Origin of the sequence: Pantoea sp. ARC270 (assembly GCF_003236725.1) — a bacterium.
Classification (GTDB): domain Bacteria; phylum Pseudomonadota; class Gammaproteobacteria; order Enterobacterales; family Enterobacteriaceae; genus Pantoea; species Pantoea anthophila.
In genome coordinates, this window is record NZ_PUGA01000021.1 from 35935 (window position 1) to 55835 (window position 19901).

A 19901-nucleotide genomic window follows, 5' to 3' on the forward strand; every position below is an offset into this window, starting at 1 on the left:
GATCAGTGAAAGCCGGCCAGCTTTAGCGTGGCGGCGACGTTACGCGCCGTCATCGTTACATTTTTGCCGGCCGTGGCGAGCGCCTCATCCAGCGTGCAGATTCTGTAGAGCACGCTGAACACCGCATCGATACCATGCTGATGCACCACCCCCACATCCGCCGTCAGGCTGCCGGCGATGCCTATCACCGGCTTGTTGAAGCGCTTTGCCACGCTGGCGACCCCCACCGGCACCTTGCCATTGATACTCTGGCTGTCGATGCGGCCTTCCCCGGTGATCACGAGGTCGGCATCTTTTACCTGCTCCGCCAGCCCCAGCGCCTCCGTGACAATTTCAATGCCGCGCCGCAGTTCTGCCTGGCAAAAGGCATGCAGCGCCGCCCCCATGCCGCCCGCCGCACCGCCGCCGGGGATATGCAGCACGTCGATGTCGAGGTCGCGCTGAATAATCGCGGCGTAGTGGGTCAGCGCCTGATCGAGCTGCTGCACCAGTGCCGGTGTCGCCCCTTTCTGCGGACCGAAAACAGCCGAAGCGCCCTCCTTTCCGGTCAGCGGATTGGTGACGTCACACGCCACCTCAATGCGACACTGCCGAAGACGGGCATCCAGTGCATCAATCTCAATGGTGGCGAGGTCAGGCAGCGCCCCGCCGCCATAACCAATCTGCTGGCCGCGATCATCCAGCAGCCGGGCGCCCAGCGCCTGCATCATCCCGGCACCGCCATCGTTGGTCGCACTACCGCCAATGCCAATAATGATGTGACCGACGCCTTTATCCAGCGCATGCCGGATCAGCTCCCCGGTGCCGAACGAGGTGGTGATCAGCGGATCGCGCTGGGCGGCGGGCACCCGCTCCAGTCCGCTGGCCGCCGCCATTTCGATATAGGCAGTGGACGCATCGCCAGAGAGGCCATAGAAAGCCTCGACCTGTGTGCCCAGTGGCCCGGTCACCTTCAGCCTGACGATGTTTCCTTTCGTCGCCGCGACCATCGCTTCTACCGTTCCTTCGCCGCCGTCGGCGACTGGTATTTTCACGTAGTGGGCATCGGGAAAGATGTCACGGAATCCCGCTTCAATCGCCGATGCCACCTCCAGGGCGGATAAACTCTCTTTATATGAATCCGGTGCGATTACGATTTTCATAGGCAATCCGAGCACAGTTGAGTCATTGAAACGGCGCTGAACCCGGCCGGTTTCCGCGGAGACCGGCACCGGGATTTAGCGGGCGATTTCAACCTTCGCTAACTTCTCATAATAGCAGGCCAGCGCACTGTGGTCGGACGTTCCCTGGCCATCATTACGCAGCGCCTGCATCATCTCCATTACCGCCGCCGTCAGCGGCAGATGCGCGCCCAGCGTGTGCGAGGTATCCAGAGCGTTCGCCAGATCCTTGATATGCAGGTCGATGCGGAAGCCCGGTCTGAAGTTGCGATCCATCACCATCGGCGCTTTCGCCTCCAGCACCGTGCTGCCCGCCAGGCCGCCACGAATCGCCTGGAACACCAGCTCCGGACTGACCCCCGCTTTGGTCGCCAGCGACAGGGCTTCGGACATCGCCGCGATGTTCAGCGCGACAATCACCTGATTGGCCAGCTTGGTGACATTGCCTGCGCCGATGTCACCGGTGTGCACTACCGATCCCGCCATCGCCTTCATGATGTCGTAACAGCGATCAAACACCGCTTTCTCTCCGCCGGCCATGACGGAAAGCGTGCCTTCAATCGCTTTCGGCTCCCCGCCGCTGACCGGGGCGTCCAGCATGCTGATCCCTTTCTCAGCCAGCGCATCGTGCACTTCCCGACTCGCCAGCGGCGCAATCGAGCTCATGTCGATCACCACCAGGCCCGGCTTCGCGCCTTCGATAATGCCGCCCTCTCCCAGGCAGACCGCTTTCACCTGCGGCGAGTTGGGCACCATGGTAATAACCACCTCACACTGCTCAGCCACCTCTTTCGGCGAGGTTGCCACGGTCGCGCCCAGTTCAGCCAGTTCAGCTTCGTTGCTGGCGTGGTGATCGCGCACCACCACTGAATAGCCCGCTTTCAGCAGATTTTTGCTCATGGGTTTACCCATGATGCCCAGGCCAATAAATCCAATCTTCATTGCGTGTCTCCTTGCTGCTTAGCGCTTGAATTTGTCGCACAACGCCTGGGTGGCGCTGCGGAATACCCCGAGATCGCTGCCGACCGCCACAAAGGTGGCTCCCCACTCCAGATAACGACGGGCGTCCGCCTCCACCGGGGCCAGTATGCCCGCCGGCTTCCCGGCCGCTCTGGCACGGTCAAAAATGTGTTTAATCACGTCCAGCACCTCCGGGTGGGCGGGCTGGCCGAGGTAGCCCAGCGCCGCAGAGAGATCGCCCGGCCCGACGAAGATGCCGTCCACGCCGTCGACTGCGGCTATGGCGTCGATGTGGTCAACCGCCTGCCGGGTTTCGATCTGCACCAGCACGGTGATGTTGTCATTGATGCTCTGGTTGTAATCCGGCAGGGTGCCGTACATGTTGCTGCGATGGGAGACCGACACGCCGCGAATACCGGCGGGCGGATAGCGGGTTGAGGCGACCGCGCGCCGCGCCTCCTCTTCTGTCTCAACAAAAGGCACGAGGAAGTTGTTAAACCCGATATCCAGCAGGCGCTTGATGATCACCGGCTCGTTGCAGGGCGGCCGTACGACCGGCGCACTGTGGCTCCCTTTCAGCGCCATCAGCTGTGGCACAAACGTGGTGATATCGTTGGGCGCATGCTCCCCATCCAGCACCAGCCAGTCAAAACCGGCCAGCCCCAGGATTTCGGTAGAGATCGGACTGGCCAGCGCGCACCAGCTGCCAATCAGGGTTTCACCCGCTAACAGGCGACGACGAAATCCGTTGGGCCAGGCTGCATTACTCATGGTTGAACTCCTGTGAGGACGGCTCCGCGTGAGCCAGAAAGATTAACGAACCAGGCACGGACGTTTGTTATCGAAAGTCCAGCCTGGCACCAGGAACTGCATCGCTTCGGCATCGTCACGCGCGCCCAGCCCCTGCTTCTGATAGAGCGCGTGGGCCTGCATCACCTGATCCATATCCAGCTCGATACCGAGACCGGGCTTCTGCGGCACCTGCACCATGCCGCCTTTGATCAGGAACGGCTCTCTGGTGAGACGCTGATTCCCCTCCTGCCAGATCCAGTGGGTATCGATGGCGGTGATCGCGCCCGGCGCGGCCGCGGCAACGTGGGTAAACATCGCCAGCGAAATGTCGAAGTGATTATTAGAGTGGGAGCCCCAGGTCAGGCCGAAGTCGTGGCACATCTGTGCGACCCGCACCGAGCCCTGCATCGTCCAGAAATGGGGGTCGGCCAGCGGAATGTCGACCGACTGCAGCGACAGGGTGTGACCCATCTGCCGCCAGTCGGTGGCGATCATATTGGTGGCGGTAGGCATGCCGGTCGCGCGGCGGAACTCCGCCATCACTTCCCGCCCGGAGTAGCCCTGCTCCGCGCCACAGGGATCTTCTGCGTAGGCGAGCACGCCCTTGAGCTGTTTGCCGAGCAGGATCGCCTCATTGAGCGACCAGGCTCCATTGGGATCGAGGGTAATACGCGCCGTGGGAAAGCGTTTTGCCAGCGCCGTCACCGCTTCGGCCTCTTCGCCGCCGCGCAGCACGCCGCCTTTGAGTTTGAAGTCGTTAAAGCCATATTTCTCATAGGCGGCCTCCGCCAGGCGCACCACGGCCTCAGGGGTCAGCGCCTCTTCATGACGCAGGCGATACCAGTCGCACGGATCGTCCGGCTGGCTCTGATATGGCAGGGCGGTTTTTCTGCGGTCGCCGATATAGAAGAGGTAGCCCAGCATCTCCACGCGGTCGCGCTGTTGCCCGTCACCCAGCAGCGAGGCGACGTTAACGCCCAGGTGCTGACCCAGCAGATCCAGCAGTGCTGCCTCAATGCCGGTGACCACATGGATTGTGGTGCGCAGATCAAAGGTCTGATTGCCGCGACCGGCCGCATCCCGATCGGCAAAGGTCGTGCGCACCAGGCTGAGGGTATTTTTATATTCGCCCAGCGTTTTGCCGACCACCAGCGAGGCGGCATCTTCCAGCGTCTGACGAATTTTCTCCCCGCCGGGGATTTCACCGACGCCGGTATGTCCGGCGTTATCTTTGATAATGACAATGTTGCGGGTGAAGAATGGCGAGTGCGCGCCGCTGAGATTCAGCAGCATGCTGTCGTAGCCGGCAACCGGGATCACCTGCATGGCGGTCACTTTGGGTGTTGAACTCATCTCCTGCTCCTTATGCTGTTGCACGGCCAAATGCCGGGCGCTTGCGATCAAATGTCCAGCCGGGGATCAGATACTGCATCGCCGTGGCGTCGTTGCGCGCACCGGCGGGCAGTGACTGATAGAGCTGACTGGCTTTGTGCACCTGGTCCCAGTCGAGCTCGATCCCCAGACCCGGCGCATCCGGCACGGCAATCTTTCCGTTGCGGATTTGCAGCGGGTTTTTCGTCAGGCGCTGATCGCCCTCCTGCCAGATCCAGTGGGTGTCAATCGCGGTCGGGTTACCTGGCGCGGCCGCACCGACATGGGTGAACATCGCCAGCGAAATATCGAAATGGTTATTGGAATGGCAGCCCCACGTCAGGCCCCACTCATCGCACAGCTGGGCGACCCGCACGGCCCCGCTCAGCGTCCAGAAGTGCGGGTCCGCCAGCGGGATGTCGACCGCGTTAACCATCACCGCGTGGTTCATCTCCCGCCAGTTGGTGGCGATCATATTGGTGGCGACCGGCAGGCCGGTCGCGCGCCGGAACTCGGCCATCACTTCACGTCCCGAATAGCCCTGCTCTGCCCCGCAGGGGTCTTCGGCGTAGCTCAGCACATCCTGCATCCCCTTGCAGAGGGTGATGGCCTCATCCAGCCGCCATGCCCCGTTGGGGTCCACCGTGATGCGCGCGCCGGGAAAACGCTGCTTCAGCGCCACCGCCGTGGCGATCTCCTGCTCGCCCGGCAGCACGCCCCCTTTAAGTTTGAAATCTTTAAAGCCATAGCGATCCGCCGCCGCCTCCGCCAGTCGCACTACCGCTTCGCTGGTGAGCGCCTCCTGATGACGCAGGTGATACCAGTCGTGGCTGGCCTGCTCACCACTCTGATAGGGCAGATCGGTTTTGCGGCGGTCACCGAGATAGAAGAGATAGCCCAGCACCGTGACTTCATCCCGCTGTTTGCCCGGCCCCAGCAGTTCCGCCACCGGCACGCCCAGACACTGTCCCAGCAGGTCGAGCAGCGCCGCTTCCAGCGCGGCCACGGCGTTGACCCGCAGCTCAAAGGTCCAGGCACCGTTGCCAAAGGTGGTGAAGTCAGCCGACGCATTCCCTTTGTGCACCTGCTGCACCAGACGATTCATGCGGGCAATCTGCTGGCCTTCGACCTGCGGAATGGCGGCCATCAGGGTCTGGTAGATGGTGTCGCCGCCGGGCGCTTCACCCACGCCGGTGTGTCCGGCGCTGTCGGTGAGCACCACGATATTGCGGGTAAAACAGGCGTTGTGCGCGCCGCCAATGTTGAGCAGCATACTGTCGTAACCGGCGACCGGGATAACCTGCATCGCCGTAATCACGGGTGAACTTTGCGTCGTCATGAGGCGTCCTTAACCGGCCGGGTTTTCAGTTCAACACGTTTGATATCACCGGCGATCACCAGGAAGCTGAAGGCGGCGACGAAGGCATGGATACCGACATAGATCAGCGCACCCTCAAAGGAGCCGCTGGTGGCGATGATGTAGCCGATAGCGATGGGCGTCACGATGCCGGAGAAGTTGCCGAACATGTTGAACAGGCCGCCGCTCAGGCCACTGATCTCTTTGGGGGCGGTATCCGCCATCACCGCCCATCCCAGCGCGCCGATCCCTTTACCGAAGAACGCCAGCGCCATGAAGAAGACCACCAGCCACTCGGTTTCGGTGTAGTTACACATCACCATCGAGATAGAGAGCAGCATGCCGAGCACAATCGGCGTTTTACGTGCAATATTCAGCGAGCCGGTTTTGCGCATCAGCCAGTCGGAGATCACCCCACCCAGCACCCCGCCGAGGAAGCCACACACCGCCGGCACCGAAGCGATAAAGCCCGCTTTGAGAATCGACATGCCGCGCGCCTGCACCAGATAGACCGGAAACCAGGTGATAAAAAAGTAGGTTAAGGCGTTAACACAATACTGGCCGAGGTAGATGCCGAGCATCATGCGGGAGGTCAGCAGCTGTTTGATCTGGAACCACTTTTCGCTCCAGCTCACCCTGCGGCTCTCCTTTTTGACATCCATATTGATTAGCGCCCCGCCCTGCTCCATGTAGGCCAGTTCGGCTTTGTTTACGCCGGGGTGGTCGGTGGGATCGTGGATCACTTTCAGCCAGATGAAGCTCAGGATGATCCCCAGCCCGCCCATGAACCAGAAGACGTGTGCCCAGCCCACTTCCGACACCAGCCAGCCCATGATGGGCGCAAAGATCACCGTGGCGAAATATTGCGCTGAATTGAAGATCGCCACCGCGGTGCCACGCTCCTGCGCCGGAAACCAGGCGGCCACGATGCGGCTGTTGCCAGGGAAAGAGGGGGCTTCAGCCAGCCCCACCAGGAAGCGCAGCAGAAAGAGTGACACGATGATGCCGAAGCCGCTGAAGATATCGACAAAGCCCTGCAGCAGGGTAAACAGCGACCAGGTAAAAATACTCCAGAAGTAGACGCGCTTTGAGCCAAAACGATCGAGCAGCCAGCCGCCTGGGATCTGACCAATCACGTACGCCCATGAGAAAGCAGAGAAGATGTAGCCCAGTCCGACCGAATCGAGGCCGATATCTTTGGACATCGCCGAACCGGCTATCGAAATGGTGGCGCGGTCGCCGTAGTTGAATGAGGTGACGATGAATAACATCACCACAATCCAGTAACGGGCGTTGGTGCGCTTCTGCACCGCTTCCGCAGTCTGGCTGAAACTATTCATGATGCACTCCTGAAATATAGCGTGAGCTACATTCGCTCTGACTGCATACACATCGCGTTGGGTATCAGAGAGAAGTTGGGTTAAACACGGCGATCTCTTTGGTTCAGGACGGGCTAATACGTCGTGACAGATAACCTGACTTTGGCTAACGGCGCTCAGTATAAAAACAGCCTGTGGCGAGCACATTGGCGTATCGCCCTGGAATAACAGCCGTTATGAAGTGATTGTCTGGCGGATGCACGAACCCCTGCGGCATGGCTCACGAAAGCGGCAAATAGCGCCGCAGAAACCGTGCCGGGTCGCCCTTTCCCCTCCGCTTTGTGAGGCGTTTCACTTGCTTCTGGAGAATCGACCCAAAACAGCGCGGCAGATCGGCGTAATAGTGGTCAGTTGCACAATGTGTGGCCTGCTTCCCCTCTTTATACTGAAGCTGGCTAATACACGGCAGGTAACAGGTCAGATTATGCGAGCCGGACAAGCCGGTGCGCCCGACAGGAGATAGGCGATGAACCCCACAACAGATGAACAGCCGCTCTGCATCAGAGTCCATGAGCATGACAACGTGGCGATTGTGGTCAACACGCTGGGTCTGCCCGCTGGCACGCAGTTTGCGGATGGCCTGAGGCTGACGGAACATGTGCCGCAGGGGCATAAAGTCGCGCTGCAGGCGATTCACCAAGGAGGGGCGATCGTGCGTTATGGCGAAGTGATCGGCTATGCCGTGCGGGATATTGCCTGCGGCAGCTGGATCGATGAGTCACTGGTGGTGCTGCCGGAGGCGCCGCCGCTGGCGAGCCTGCCATTAGCCACCCAGGTCCCGCCCGACCTGCCGCCGCTGGAGGGCTACACCTTTGAGGGCTACCGCAATGCGGATGGCAGCGTGGGCACCCGTAACCTGCTCGGCATCACCACCAGCGTCCACTGTGTGGCGGGTGTGGTGGATCATGTGGTACAGATCATTGAACGGGAGTTACTGCCGCGCTATCCGAATGTGGATGGCGTGGTCGCGCTGAATCACCTCTACGGCTGCGGCGTGGCGATCAACGCCCCCGCAGCGGTGGTGCCGATTCGCACGATTCACAACCTGGCGCTGAATGCGAATTTCGGCGGTGAAGTGATGGTCATCAGCCTCGGCTGCGAAAAGTTACAGCCGGAGCGTCTGCTGACCGGCACCCCCGACGTGCAGGCGATTTCGCTGGATGATGATGACATCGTGCGTTTGCAGGATGAAAAGCTGGTGGGGTTTGGTGCGATGGTAAAGGCGATTCTGCAGGTGGCAGAGCGTCATCTTCAGCGGCTGAATCAGCGTCAGCGCGAAACCTGTCCCGCCTCGGAACTGATTGTCGGCATGCAGTGCGGCGGCAGCGATGCGTTTTCCGGCGTGACGGCGAATCCGGCGGTGGGGTTCGCCTCGGATCTGCTGGTGCGCTGCGGGGCCACCGTGATGTTTTCTGAGGTCACGGAGGTGCGGGATGCCATTCATCTGCTGACGCCGCGGGTCATTAATGAGGAGGTCGGAAGGCGTTTACTTGAAGAGATGGCCTGGTATGACAATTACCTCGACCAGGGCAACACCGACCGCAGCGCCAATCCGTCACCGGGCAATAAAAAAGGGGGACTGGCGAACGTGGTGGAGAAAGCGCTCGGCTCCATCGCCAAATCGGGACGCAGCGCCATTGTGGAAGTGCTGTCTCCCGGTCAGCGCCCCTCCCGCCGCGGACTGATCTATGCGGCAACGCCCGCCAGCGATTTTGTCTGCGGCACCCAGCAGCTCGCCTCCGGCATTACGCTGCAGGTCTTCACCACCGGTCGCGGCACCCCGTACGGGCTGGCGGCCATTCCGGTCATCAAGATGGCAACCCGCAACGCGCTGGCCGAGCGCTGGCACGATCTGATGGATATCAATGCCGGCACGATTGCCACCGGAGAAGAGAGTATTGAGCAGGTCGGCTGGCGGCTGTTTGCGTTGATTCTCGATATCGCCAGTGGCAGGAAGCAGACCTGGTCCGATCGCTGGGGCATCCGTAATCAGCTGGCGGTCTTTAATCCGGCACCGGTGACGTGAGTCGTGCCCGGTGTCTCCCTGCCGTCGGCTGGCAGAGAGAGCCCGGGCGAGGCGATCAGAGCAGCACACCCCAGGCATCGACCCAGGGCGAGGTCACCGCTTCCGGTTCTGGATTTTCGGTGGCATCCACCAGCAGCACCTCACCGACCCGCTGTGCGCCCTGCTCCTGCAGCAGCGCATCAAAGGCTTTGCCCGCGCCACAGAAGTGGTCGTAACTGCTGTCGCCCAGCGCAATGACGCCATAGCGCAGCGCGGGCTGGTGCCCCAGCTGATCCTTTATGGCATGGAACAGACCGGAAATGGTGTCAGGAAAATCGCCCTGACCGGTGGTTGAGGTGACGATTAACGCCACATCGCCTGCAAAGGCCTGCCAGTCCGCCAGCGTCGGGTCATCAAACAGGGTCACGCTGTGCCCCTGCTGCTGCAGAACCGGCTCGGCCTCTTCCGCCACCAGCAGCGCATTGCCGTAAACCGTCCCCACAAAAATGCCAATCTTTGCCATCTGATCTCTCCCTTATTCTGAAACGTTATCCTGTCCTGGCGCGGCGTCAAACTCAACCCGCGGCACCTCAGGAATGCAATCCTGCCAGCCAAACTGCGTCATCAGCCTCTGCCAGACGCTATCCAGTCCGGCGCGCAGCACCAGTGGCTCGCCGGTCACCGGGTGGGTCAGGGCCAGACTGCTGGCGTGCAGCATCAGCCGGTCCGCGCCAAAATGTTGCGCGGCGCCCCGGTTCTGACGCAGGTCGCCATGCGCCGAATCGCCAATAATCGGATGACGCAGGTGGGACATATGACGGCGCAGCTGATGTTTGCGACCGGTTTTAGGTGAGAGCTCAACCAGACTGTAGCGCGAGGTGGGGTAACGGCTGATGGCGACCGGCATCTCGACCGTGGCCAGCGACTGATAGTCGGTGACCGCGGGCTGTGCGGCGCGTGCTTCAGTGGCGTGCTTGTCCGCGATTTTGTCCCGCTCTTCAACCAGCGGATAGTCCAGCGTCCCGCTGCTCTCCAGCCAGCCACGCACCACGGCGTGATAGGTTTTCTGCATCTGATGCTGTTCAAACTGCTGAGAAAGCTGGCGGCCAACCTCACTCGATAGCCCCATCAGCAGCACCCCGGAGGTCGGCTTGTCCAGACGATGGGCGGTAAAAACATGCTGGCCGATCTGATCACGCACGGTCTGCATCACAAACACGGTTTCATGCCGATCCAGCCAGCTGCGATGCACCAGCCAGCCGCTGGGCTTGTTGACCGCAACCAGCCACGCATCCTGATAGAGTATCTCCAGCATCAGTGGGCCGCATCCCTGAGCAACGCATCCAGCTGACGCAGCGTGAGCAGCAGCGGCGCAATGCCGGGCTGGTCAGGCACCAGCGCAACCTCATAATAGGGCGCGACGGCAAAGTTTTGCGGCAGCGGATGGCCGGCCGCCATCAGGGCGTGCATCCGCGGAATCAGCACCCACTGGAGCCATTGCAGCGGCTCAAGCGTATCGAGGCAGAAGGGTTCACGACTCTCCAGCGCCTCCACGGCAGGCGGCGTGCTCTGCCAGAGCTGATATTCACGCATCACCGCTTCCAGCTGCTCCAGCCGCTGCGTAATCAATTGTTCAGGCGTCATGCGCCACCTCCGGCTAGCCGTCAAAAAATGGGCGGCAAGCATATCACTTGTTGGCACAGGCACAAAAAAAGGGAGCACTGTATAAACAGTGCTCCCGGTTCGTTTGCAGCCATCCTGCTACGTTAATGCTCCCTGCTCTTCCGTGACAACTTGTCCAGTGCGAACTCCTGTCGCGCATCGTCCTGATGATTCCTAAGCATCCTGGCCCGCCACCTCGTCCGAGGGGCTCCCGTTCTCCATCCTGGAGGTGTCCCTGACTCAATCCTGAGCGATCCTGTTTCATCCTGAAACCTTCCGTGTGCCGTAAGCTCCGTTACGTTCCTGCCTCATGGCTTATCATCATCCTGACGATATCTTTTTCCTGAGCATCCTGCAGTGGGAAATATTTTGACAGAACTCGTTACGCACACAAGTGACTTACAGCTGAACTTTACAAAATGTGCGGCACAAATTCAGATAATCGCCATTAAGTTGATGATTCACAATATTTTTACATTGCAGCCTTCCGGATGGCTCAGATTTTATATAGCGATCTCTTACATCACATGTAAGAGATATCTCACAAGCGAGGCGGCAAATCACTGCAATTCAGATGATAACCGGTTGTAATGACTTAAGAAACATCTCAAGATTTTCCGCAATAATCTGGCGCTGTTTACGGCCAGGCTGTTCCAGAATCACCTCGCCAGTCAGGTTAGAGAGGGAGATGATCTCCTCGTCTGACGCCGTCGTGGCGATAAACAGCGTCGGTGACTGTCGGAGGCGGCGCTGCATAACCAGATGCCCAATCAGGTTCTCCTGAAGCCGCAGGAAATCCTCTTCACTCCACACCTGCAACAGCGTCAGCTGATTCTCACCATGACGCGCCGGCATGTCGCCGGCAAACTGGGTGGTATAGAAGGCGGTAACTGATGGCTGCAGCTGCAGATCCACGGCCCGCTCGACTCCATCCAGTGTCGGCGGCAGACTAAAAGGCTGCGGCTGCCAGATGACCTGCTCCTCGCGCTCCTCCAGCGCGCAGGGCGACGCGACGCCGGCGAGATCCCGGCTGGCCGGAGCATGCCCCCTCTGCGCCAGCCAGTGCTGGCAGTAACGGGTGGTAAAGTCGCGCAACGCGGCGGCAGTTTGCTGCATCATTCATATTCTCACTTCTGATGGGTTACACTTAGCCACTTTGATGAATTCTGGTGGTAACCGCAATGACTACACACGAACAGGATCAGGCACTCAGCAACCTGACGCTGGGCAAGCCCACAGCCTATCACGATCGCTATGACAATGGCTTATTGCAGGCGGTGCCGCGCAGCCTGAACCGCGAACCTCTTGGCCTGTTTCCTGAAAGTCTGCCGTTTACCGGCGGCGATATCTGGACGCTGTATGAGCTCTCCTGGCTGAACAGCAAGGGGCTGCCGCAGGTTGCCGTGGGTGAAGTGGTGCTGGATGCGCATAGCCGCAACCTCATCGAGTCGAAAAGCTTCAAGCTCTATCTCAACAGTTTCAACCAGACCCGCTTTGCCGACTGGGGTGAGGTGCGTCAGACGCTGGAGCGCGATCTCCGCGCCTGTGCTGAAGGTGACGTGCGGGTGGCGCTGTTCCGTCTGAATGAAATCGAAGGACAGCCGATCGGCCATTTTGAGGGGACCTGCATTGATGAGCAGGATATCGCCATCGAGGATTATCGCTTTAACGCTGACTATCTGGCCGATGCCGCAGGCAGCGAAATCGTGGAAGAGACGCTGGTCAGCCATCTGCTCAAATCAAACTGCCTGATTACCCATCAGCCCGACTGGGGCTCGGTGATGATCCGCTACAAAGGTCCGCGCATTCACCGCGAAGCGCTGCTGCGTTATCTGGTCTCCTTCCGCCAGCACAACGAATTTCATGAACAGTGTGTCGAACGCATCTTTAACGATGTGATGCGGTTCTGCCACCCGGAAGCGCTGACGGTCTATGCGCGCTACACGCGGCGCGGCGGGCTGGACATCAACCCATGGCGCACGAATGTGCCTTTCTCGCCCGGTTTTTCGCGTCTGGTGCGTCAGTAGTTTGCGAGAGCTCTCGCAGGCTGCATGAAGGAAGCGCAGTTCCGCTTGAGCTGGGCGGGCCGACAAGGCTACTCTGGTGATGGCGGCAATCTGCGGGTTGCCGACCAGGGATTTTCGTCACTGCCGTTGCAGTGCCAACACGCACCCAGGCGGGTGTAAAGGAGTTCATTTGATTACCCATATTAGCCCCCTTGGCTCAATGGATCTGCTCTCGCAGCTGGAAGTCGATATGCTCAAGCGCACCGCCAGCAGCGACCTCTATCAGCTGTTCCGCAATTGCTCTCTGGCCGTGCTTAACTCTGGCAGCCAGACTGACAGCAGCCACGAACTGCTCTCCCGCTTTGAAAACTTCGACATCAACGTGCTGCGCCGTGAGCGTGGCGTCAAACTGGAGCTGATCAACCCACCGGAAGAGGCCTTTGTGGATGGCCGCATCATCCGCTCCCTGCAGGCGAACCTGTTTGCGGTACTGCGCGACATCCTGTTTGTCAGCGGCCAGCTCGCCATGCCGGGGCGCTTAACCGCGGGTGAAGAGAATGACTCCGCCACGATCACCAACACCGTTTTCTCCATTCTGCGTAATGCACGGGCACTGCACATCGGTGAGTACCCCAACACCGTGGTCTGCTGGGGCGGTCACTCCATTAACGCGGTTGAATATCAGTATTGCCGCAATGTCGGCACACAGCTGGGCCTGCGTGAACTGAATATCTGTACCGGCTGCGGACCCGGCGTCATGGAAGCCCCGATGAAAGGGGCCGCCGTCGGCCATGCGCAGCAGCGCTACCGTGACAGCCGCTTTATTGGCCTCACCGAACCCTCAATTATTGCGGCGGAACCGCCTAACCCGCTGGTCAATGAGCTGATCATCATGCCGGACATTGAGAAGCGTCTGGAAGCCTTTGTGCGTATTGCCCACGGCATTATCATTTTCCCGGGCGGGGTCGGCACCGCCGAAGAGCTGCTCTACCTGCTGGGCATTCTGATGAACCCGCAGAACAAGGACCAAGTGCTGCCGCTGATCCTGACCGGACCGGAAGAGAGTGCCGACTACTTCCGCGTGCTGGATGATTTCATTGTTAACACGCTGGGCGAGCAGGCGCGTAAGCATTATCAGATCATCATTAATGATGCTGCCGAAGTGGCGCGTCTGATGAAGAAAGCGATGCCGCAGGTCAAAGAGAATCGTCGCGAAACCGGCGATGCGTACAGTTTCAACTGGTCCATCCGCATCGAGCCCGATCTGCAGATCCCTTTCCTGCCAACCCATGAAAACATGGCGAACCTCAATCTCTACACCAACCAGCCTCCTGAAAAGCTGGCTGCTGACCTGCGCCGGGCCTTCTCAGGCATCGTAGCCGGTAACGTGAAAGAGATCGGGATCCGCGAAATCCGTGAGAAGGGACGTTACCGGCTGCATGGCGATGCCGACATCATGCACCGCATGGACGAGCTGCTGCAGGGCTTCGTTGCTCAGCAGCGTATGAAACTGCCCGGCACCGCCTACATCCCCTGCTACGAAATCATTAAATAAACCAGGAGGCAGCCCATCGGGCTGCCCGGACTCTCATGGCTCTTCATCTTGTTATTGTTGATGCGCTGAACCTGATACGCCGTCTCCATGCGGTTCAGGGCTCCCCCTGTGTCGAAGGCTGCGTCGCCGCGCTGCGTCAGGTCTTAGGCCACACCCGCCCGACGCACGCCGTGGCCGTATTTGATGGCGACGCGCGTCATCAGGGCTGGCGTCATCAGCTGTTAGCCGATTACAAAAGCGGGCGTCCGCCGATGCCTGAGGATTTGCAGGCGGAGATGCCGGCGCTGCAGGAAGCCTTTCGTGCCGCCGGGGTAAGCTGCTGGATGGCGGGCGAGGATGAGGCAGATGATCTGGCGGCGACGCTGGCGGTCAAAATGGCCCAGGCTGGCCATCAGGCCACTATTGTCTCTACGGATAAAGGCTACTGCCAGTTGCTGGCCCCCGAAATCCGCATCCGCGATTACTTCCAGAAGCGCTGGCTCGACCAGCCCTTTATCGACGCCGAATTTGGCGTTCCCCCGCAGCAGTTGCCCGACTTCTGGGGATTGTGCGGGATCAGCAGCAGTAAGATTCCGGGTATCAGCGGCATCGGCCCGAAAAGCGCGAAACAGCTGCTCGCAGAGTTTCACACGCTGGAGGGGATCTATCAGCAACTCGATAAGGTGCCGGCTAAATGGCGTGAAAAGCTTGCGGAAGGACAGCAGATGGCTGAAATCAGCCGTCAGGTCGCGACGCTGAAACGGGATCTGCTGCTGGCAGGGAATCTGAACACGCTGCGTTATCGTGGCTGAGTGCCGCAACACTCAGCCCGGCGATTAACGTTCGTCGCGACGCCCCCCTGTGGCGGCCCAGATGCGACGGACATGCACCGTCACCTCTTCGCGATCGTGATAGAGCTGACGCGCTTGGATCTGAGCATTGATGCCGTTCTCATTCAGCCTCTCCTGAAGCATCGCCAGATTCTGCGTTACCTCTTCATAACGCTTTTTCATCGGCAACTTGAGGTTAAAGATCGCTTCACGGCACCAGCCATTGACCAGCCAGTCGGCCATCAGATTTGCCACGCGAACCGGTTTCTCCACCATGTCACACACCAGCCAGCTGATATTGGTGCGTGGCGGACGGAACTTAAAACCGTCCGCTTTTTCGTGCATCACCTGACCGGTTTCCATCAGGCTCGGGGCCATCGGACCGTTGTCGACCGCGTAAACCATCATGCTGCGTCTGACCAGCTGATAGGTCCAGCCGCCCGGACAGGCACCCAGATCGACCGCGTACATGCCGCTGGCTAAGCGCTCATCCCACTCATCGGCCGGAATAAAGACGTGAAACGCCTCTTCCAGCTTCAGGGTGGAGCGGCTTGGCGCATCCGATGGAAACTTAAGGCGCGGAATCCCCATGTAAAACGGCGAGCTGTTTTCCGGCAGGGAGTAGCCAACATAACAGGTACCTGGCGCGATGAAGAAGACATGCACCACCGGCCGTTTCGGGCTCTCGTAGTTGAGCAGGATCTTACTTTCACGCAGGGCTGCGCGCAGCGGCACGGTAAACTTACGGCAGAATTTGGTCAGCTCTTTGGCTTCGTTGGTGTCCGGCACTTCAACACGCAGTTCGCCGCCCTTCTCAACAACGCCGGTCAGCATACCGACAATCGGCGTAATGCGATCCTCCTGTGGCAGGTCGCGCAGCAGTTCGCCCACGACCAGCATCTGCCGGGCAAAGATCAGCTCCTGGAACGGCAGTTCCCGCACCAGACGCTCAGCATCTTCAAACTGATAGCACTCAAAGAGCACATAGCCGGCATCCTCTTTAACCCGCGGAAAACCGTAGACTTCACGTTCTGCCGCTTTGGCGCTGATTTCCGCCGCGCACTCTTTTTCAAAACCGGGACGACAATAGAGTAAAACTTTATTCATGGCGTTCTGCCTTTCGTTTAAGACGCAGCGCGCCAATCAACATCAATACCCAACCGGCGAGGAAACAGATTCCGCCCACGGGGGTGATAAAAACCCAAAACTTCAGATGCGACAGCGCCAGACAGTAGAGGCTGCCGCTGAACAGCACGGTGCCGAGCGCCATCAGCGCACTGCTCCAGTAAAACCAGATATTGGCACGGCGCAACATCGCCGCCCCCAGGCCCATCACCGCGAGCGTATGATAAGCCTGATATTCCAGCCCGGTATGAATCCAGGCCATTTCAGCCGCGCCCAGCGACTGACGTAAAACGTGGGCACCAAATGCGCCAAAAGCCACCAGCAGAAAACCGCTGATAGCCGCAAAAACAAACATGGCACGACTGGACATTAACCGATCCTCAGGGTGCTTTTGCATCGTAATGCAAATAAATCAAGATGTTATTGTTGGTAACGAAAGCGGAATTTTTCTTGTTCGGTTGCGGCTTTTGCCAGGATCCACTGTCGGAAGGCCGCTATTTTACCCAGTTCTGCCTGACTGTCATGACAAACCAGATAAAAAGCATTTTTACTGACTAAGACATCATTAAACGGACAGATTAACCGCCCCGCTTCGATTTCGCTCTGCGCCATGACATTATTTGCCAGCGCCACGCCCTGACCATGAATCGCCGCCTGCAGCACCATGGCGCTGTGGCTGAAGATCGGCCCCTGCTGCACATTAATATGCTGCAGGCCGAGTTGCCGGATATAGGATTGCCAGTCACGGCGGGAGGCATCATGCAGCAGCGTAAAGCGCGACAGGTCCATCGGCGTTTTCAGCGGATTATCGCCGGTCATCAGCGACGGTGAACAGACCGGCAGCAGATATTCGGCATAGAGTTTTTCCACCCGCAGCCCCGGCCAGTTACCGCGTCCGTAAAAGATCGCCACGTCGACATCGTCGGCCAGTTTTTCTTCGTCGCGGTCTACGGCCTGGATGCGCACATCGATCCCCGGATAAGCCATATTAAAGCTGGAGAGACGGGGAACCAGCCACTGAATGGCAAAGCTCGGCAGTAAACTGACGGTCAGCGCCCCCTTGGCGCTGCGCGCCTGCAGCTTGCGGGTCGCTTCGTTTATCGCCGAGAAGATCTCTTTGATATCGAGGTAGTAGCTTTGTCCTTCTTCCGTCAGTAATAACGAACGATTCCTCCGTCTGAACAGCTTTAACCCGAGAAAATCTTCCAGAGACTTTATCTGATGGCTTACAGCTGCCTGGGTGACAAACAGCTCTTCAGCGGCTTTGGTAAAGCTGAGATGACGCGCAGCCGCGTCAAAAACACGCAGTGCGTTGAGAGGAGGAAGGCGTTTCGACATGGTTTTCCGTATCCGGATCGGCGAAAAATACGCGGGCTTATACAAAGCGTTTACGTATTAGAATTTTTAATCCGAGGCATTATAATTTGTCCGTTGAGGAACCACCAGCAAATACCTATAGTTGCCGCACTTCCTGAGCCGGAACGAAAAGTTTTTAGATTTGTGAGTGAGTTCGCAGATTTTCTGAAAGCTTTTGGCTTGTGGTCGTGATGTTGTGTTTGCAATTTTTTGATCCGACGATTGCGGATCGAACTCTTAATTCCTGTAGATTTACCCTGTCTGTCCATAGTGATTTTAAATAGCACCGCAAATTGCGGTGCTTTTTTTTGCTGCTTACTGGCCCATCTCAACCATCTCTTTGACGTCAGTACGGTTAATCTGCTGCTCGTTGCCATTCGCATCTTTATAGCTGATCATACCGGTATCATCATCAACCTTAGGCTTGCCATCAGCAACAATGGTGCGTCCATCATTGGTATGCATCACGTAATTGCTTGAACAGCCCGCCAGGGTAAAAGCCAGAGTACACACGGCCAGCACTGCGGTAAGTTTATTCATCTGCTATCTCCTTGTAGATTGATTGCATCAAACCACCCGCGTTACGCTAACCAGAGGCAGCCGATAAGTGAGATCGACCAGTGAACGTCCGATCGTTATGCGGGTTTGGTTCAAACCTTGCAATATTCAGCATAACGCGCTTTTCCAGCTTTGCCAGACGCCGACCACGCTTTCAGTGTGGTCCTGATTATTCACACTATGGGCCAGGCATGACCGCATTTAATCCCACCGCATTTCGCCAGCAGTTTCCCGCACTCGCCGACGCCGGTGTCTATCTCGACAGCGCAGCGACCACGCTGAAACCCCAGGCTGTTATTGAGAGTACGCAGCAGTTTTATAGCCTGAGTGCGGGCACGGTGCACCGCAGTCAGTTTGCCGCCGCGCAGGCCCTGACCCAGCGCTATGAACAGGCGCGATCGCAGGTTGCCCGCTGGCTTAACGCCGCGGACGATCGTGAGATCGTCTGGACACGCGGCACCACCGAAGCGATCAATCTGGTGGCAAACAGCTGGCTGCGTCCGCGCTTACAGCCCGGCGACGAGATTGTGGTCAGCGAAGCAGAGCATCACGCAAACCTGGTGCCCTGGCTGATGGCCGCCCAGGCCTGCGGTGCGCGCGTGGTGAAATGGCCCTTAGGGCCGGACCGGCTGCCCGATATCGGCCTGTTGCCCGCCCTGCTGAACCGCCGCACCCGCCTGCTGGCGGTCGGCCAGATGTCGAACGTCACTGGCGGTTGTCCCGATCTCGCCGGGGCGATTCAGCTGGCGCACGATGTGGGTGCCAGGGTGATGGTCGATGGCGCGCAGGGGGTGGTGCACTGCCCGCCCGATCTGCAGGCGCTGGATGTCGACTTTTACGCCTTTTCCGGCCATAAAATTTACGCACCAATGGGCATCGGTGCGCTCTATGGCAAAGCTGAACTGCTGGAGGCGATGGAACCCTGGCAGGGCGGCGGCAAGATGATTACCGATGTCGATTTCACGGGCTTTACGCCGCAGCCGGTACCGTGGCGCTTCGAGGCAGGAACACCGAATGTGGCGGGCGTGGTGGGCTTAAGTGCCGCGCTGAGCTGGCTGTCGCAGTACGACCTGACGCAGATGGAGCGCTGGAGCCAGCAGCTGGCAACGCTGGCCGAGGAGCAGCTGGCGGAGCTGCCGGGTTTCCGCAGCTTCCGCTGTGGCAGTGCCAGCCTGCTGGCCTTTGATCTTGCCGATCAGCATCACAGCGATCTGGTGACGCTGCTGGCCGAACAGGGTATCGCGCTGCGGGCCGGTCAGCACTGTGCGCAGCCGCTACTGGCGGCGCTGGGCGTCAGCGGCACGCTGCGGGCTTCTTTTGCCCCCTATAATAACCTGCAGGATGTTGATGCGCTGGTGCGCGCCATGAAGAGCGCCGTCGCGCTGTTATCGGAGTTTTGATTATGTGTTCATCGCTGTTAGCGCCACACCCGTTTGGCGAGCAGATTACCGTTGCCAGCCTGACAGAGCGTTTCAGCCACTTTCATCAGTGGGAAGATCGCTATCGTCAGCTGATTCAGCTGAGTCGTCAGCTGCCGGCTCTGCCGGAGGCGCTGAAAACCGCGGACATTGAGCTGAGCGGCTGTGAAAACCGGGTCTGGCTGGGCAGCCAGCTGCGTGAGGATGGCGCGCTGCATTTCTACGGTGACAGCGAAGGACGCATCGTACGTGGCCTGCTGGCGGTACTGCTGACCGCTGTTGAGGGCCGGATGCCTGACCAGCTGCTGGCAGACGATCCCCTGACGCTGTTTGATACGCTGGGACTGCGCGCTCAGCTCAGTGCTTCACGCAGCAGCGGCCTGCAGGC

General features: G+C 59.1%; 20 protein-coding genes. 6 read left to right on the forward strand and 14 right to left on the reverse strand.

Annotation, left to right across the window (positions count from 1 at the left end; genetic code table 11):
* Nucleotides 1-2 precede the first annotated feature (2 nt).
* The 6 genes from CKF42_RS11290 to CKF42_RS11315 form a co-directional block, all read right to left on the reverse strand.
* A complete protein-coding gene (locus tag CKF42_RS11290) occupies nucleotides 3-1142 on the reverse strand; it encodes a glycerate kinase (RefSeq protein ID WP_111208223.1) in 1140 nt (379 codons plus the stop codon).
* Nucleotides 1143-1217: 75 nt separating this feature from the next.
* Nucleotides 1218-2102, reverse strand: coding sequence for a 2-hydroxy-3-oxopropionate reductase (gene garR / locus CKF42_RS11295; protein ID WP_111208215.1), 885 nt, complete (start codon nucleotides 2100-2102; stop codon nucleotides 1218-1220).
* Nucleotides 2103-2120: 18 nt separating this feature from the next.
* A complete protein-coding gene (garL, locus tag CKF42_RS11300; protein WP_058958278.1) occupies nucleotides 2121-2891 on the reverse strand; it encodes a 2-dehydro-3-deoxyglucarate aldolase in 771 nt (256 codons plus the stop codon).
* Nucleotides 2892-2933: 42 nt separating this feature from the next.
* Nucleotides 2934-4265 (reverse strand): glucarate dehydratase, encoded by a 1332-nt coding sequence (gene gudD / locus CKF42_RS11305; protein ID WP_009086980.1) that lies wholly within the window; start codon nucleotides 4263-4265, stop codon nucleotides 2934-2936.
* Nucleotides 4266-4275: 10 nt separating this feature from the next.
* Nucleotides 4276-5622 (reverse strand): enolase C-terminal domain-like protein, encoded by a 1347-nt coding sequence (locus tag CKF42_RS11310; RefSeq protein ID WP_111208216.1) that lies wholly within the window; start codon nucleotides 5620-5622, stop codon nucleotides 4276-4278.
* Nucleotides 5619-6980 (reverse strand): MFS transporter, encoded by a 1362-nt coding sequence (locus CKF42_RS11315; RefSeq protein WP_009086984.1) that lies wholly within the window; start codon nucleotides 6978-6980, stop codon nucleotides 5619-5621. Before CKF42_RS11315 ends, CKF42_RS11310 begins: the two co-directional genes overlap by 4 nt.
* A 505-nt stretch (nucleotides 6981-7485) precedes the next feature.
* On the opposite strand from CKF42_RS11315, the gene garD reads away from it, so the two are divergent.
* The gene (gene garD / locus CKF42_RS11320) at nucleotides 7486-9045 is read left to right on the forward strand and encodes a galactarate dehydratase (RefSeq protein ID WP_111208217.1); all 1560 of its coding nucleotides are present in this window, start codon (nucleotides 7486-7488) and stop codon (nucleotides 9043-9045) included.
* Nucleotides 9046-9100: 55 nt separating this feature from the next.
* Here garD and CKF42_RS11325 read toward each other — a convergent pair whose 3' ends face one another.
* The 4 genes from CKF42_RS11325 to syd all read right to left on the reverse strand — a co-directional run bounded on the left by CKF42_RS11325 (nucleotide 9101) and on the right by syd (nucleotide 11805).
* Nucleotides 9101-9547, reverse strand: coding sequence for a flavodoxin (locus CKF42_RS11325; protein WP_111208218.1), 447 nt, complete (start codon nucleotides 9545-9547; stop codon nucleotides 9101-9103).
* Between the two features lie 12 nt (nucleotides 9548-9559).
* Nucleotides 9560-10339, reverse strand: coding sequence for a tRNA pseudouridine(65) synthase TruC (truC, locus tag CKF42_RS11330; RefSeq protein WP_009086991.1), 780 nt, complete (start codon nucleotides 10337-10339; stop codon nucleotides 9560-9562).
* On the reverse strand, nucleotides 10339-10668 hold the full coding sequence (locus CKF42_RS11335) for a YqcC family protein (RefSeq protein WP_046102467.1): 330 nt from the start codon (nucleotides 10666-10668) through the stop codon (nucleotides 10339-10341). Before CKF42_RS11335 ends, truC begins: the two co-directional genes overlap by 1 nt.
* Before the next feature lie 588 nt (nucleotides 10669-11256).
* Nucleotides 11257-11805: a SecY-interacting protein gene (gene syd / locus CKF42_RS11340; RefSeq protein ID WP_111208219.1), complete on the reverse strand. Its 549-nt coding sequence runs from the start codon at nucleotides 11803-11805 to the stop codon at nucleotides 11257-11259.
* 62 nt (nucleotides 11806-11867) lie between these two features.
* Between syd and queF the strand changes: the two genes are divergently transcribed.
* The 3 genes from queF (at nucleotide 11868) to xni (ending at nucleotide 15038) form a co-directional block, all read left to right on the forward strand.
* Nucleotides 11868-12713 (forward strand): NADPH-dependent 7-cyano-7-deazaguanine reductase QueF, encoded by an 846-nt coding sequence (queF, locus tag CKF42_RS11345; RefSeq protein WP_009086996.1) that lies wholly within the window; start codon nucleotides 11868-11870, stop codon nucleotides 12711-12713.
* Nucleotides 12714-12882: 169 nt separating this feature from the next.
* Nucleotides 12883-14247, forward strand: coding sequence for a nucleotide 5'-monophosphate nucleosidase PpnN (gene ppnN, locus CKF42_RS11350; protein ID WP_009086997.1), 1365 nt, complete (start codon nucleotides 12883-12885; stop codon nucleotides 14245-14247).
* Nucleotides 14248-14282: 35 nt separating this feature from the next.
* Nucleotides 14283-15038, forward strand: a complete 756-nt coding sequence (gene xni / locus CKF42_RS11355; protein WP_111208220.1) for a flap endonuclease Xni — start codon at nucleotides 14283-14285, stop codon at nucleotides 15036-15038.
* Nucleotides 15039-15062: 24 nt separating this feature from the next.
* On the opposite strand, the gene rlmM is transcribed toward xni, so the two are convergent.
* The 4 genes from rlmM to CKF42_RS11375 all read right to left on the reverse strand — a co-directional run bounded on the left by rlmM (nucleotide 15063) and on the right by CKF42_RS11375 (nucleotide 18077).
* A complete protein-coding gene (rlmM, locus tag CKF42_RS11360) occupies nucleotides 15063-16163 on the reverse strand; it encodes a 23S rRNA (cytidine(2498)-2'-O)-methyltransferase RlmM (protein ID WP_009086999.1) in 1101 nt (366 codons plus the stop codon).
* Nucleotides 16156-16551: a DUF423 domain-containing protein gene (locus CKF42_RS11365; RefSeq protein ID WP_009087000.1), complete on the reverse strand. Its 396-nt coding sequence runs from the start codon at nucleotides 16549-16551 to the stop codon at nucleotides 16156-16158. Before CKF42_RS11365 ends, rlmM begins: the two co-directional genes overlap by 8 nt.
* A gap of 50 nt (nucleotides 16552-16601) precedes the next feature.
* The gene (locus CKF42_RS11370; RefSeq protein WP_046102471.1) at nucleotides 16602-17519 is read right to left on the reverse strand and encodes a transcriptional regulator GcvA; all 918 of its coding nucleotides are present in this window, start codon (nucleotides 17517-17519) and stop codon (nucleotides 16602-16604) included.
* Nucleotides 17520-17852: 333 nt separating this feature from the next.
* Nucleotides 17853-18077 (reverse strand): YgdI/YgdR family lipoprotein, encoded by a 225-nt coding sequence (locus CKF42_RS11375; RefSeq protein WP_009087002.1) that lies wholly within the window; start codon nucleotides 18075-18077, stop codon nucleotides 17853-17855.
* A gap of 209 nt (nucleotides 18078-18286) precedes the next feature.
* Here CKF42_RS11375 and csdA point away from each other — a divergent pair, with 209 nt between their 5' ends.
* Nucleotides 18287-19495: a cysteine desulfurase CsdA gene (gene csdA, locus CKF42_RS11380; protein WP_111208221.1), complete on the forward strand. Its 1209-nt coding sequence runs from the start codon at nucleotides 18287-18289 to the stop codon at nucleotides 19493-19495.
* Nucleotides 19496-19497: 2 nt separating this feature from the next.
* The coding region (gene csdE, locus CKF42_RS11385; protein ID WP_111208222.1) for a cysteine desulfurase sulfur acceptor subunit CsdE at nucleotides 19498-19901 on the forward strand (404 nt) is incomplete at its 3' end.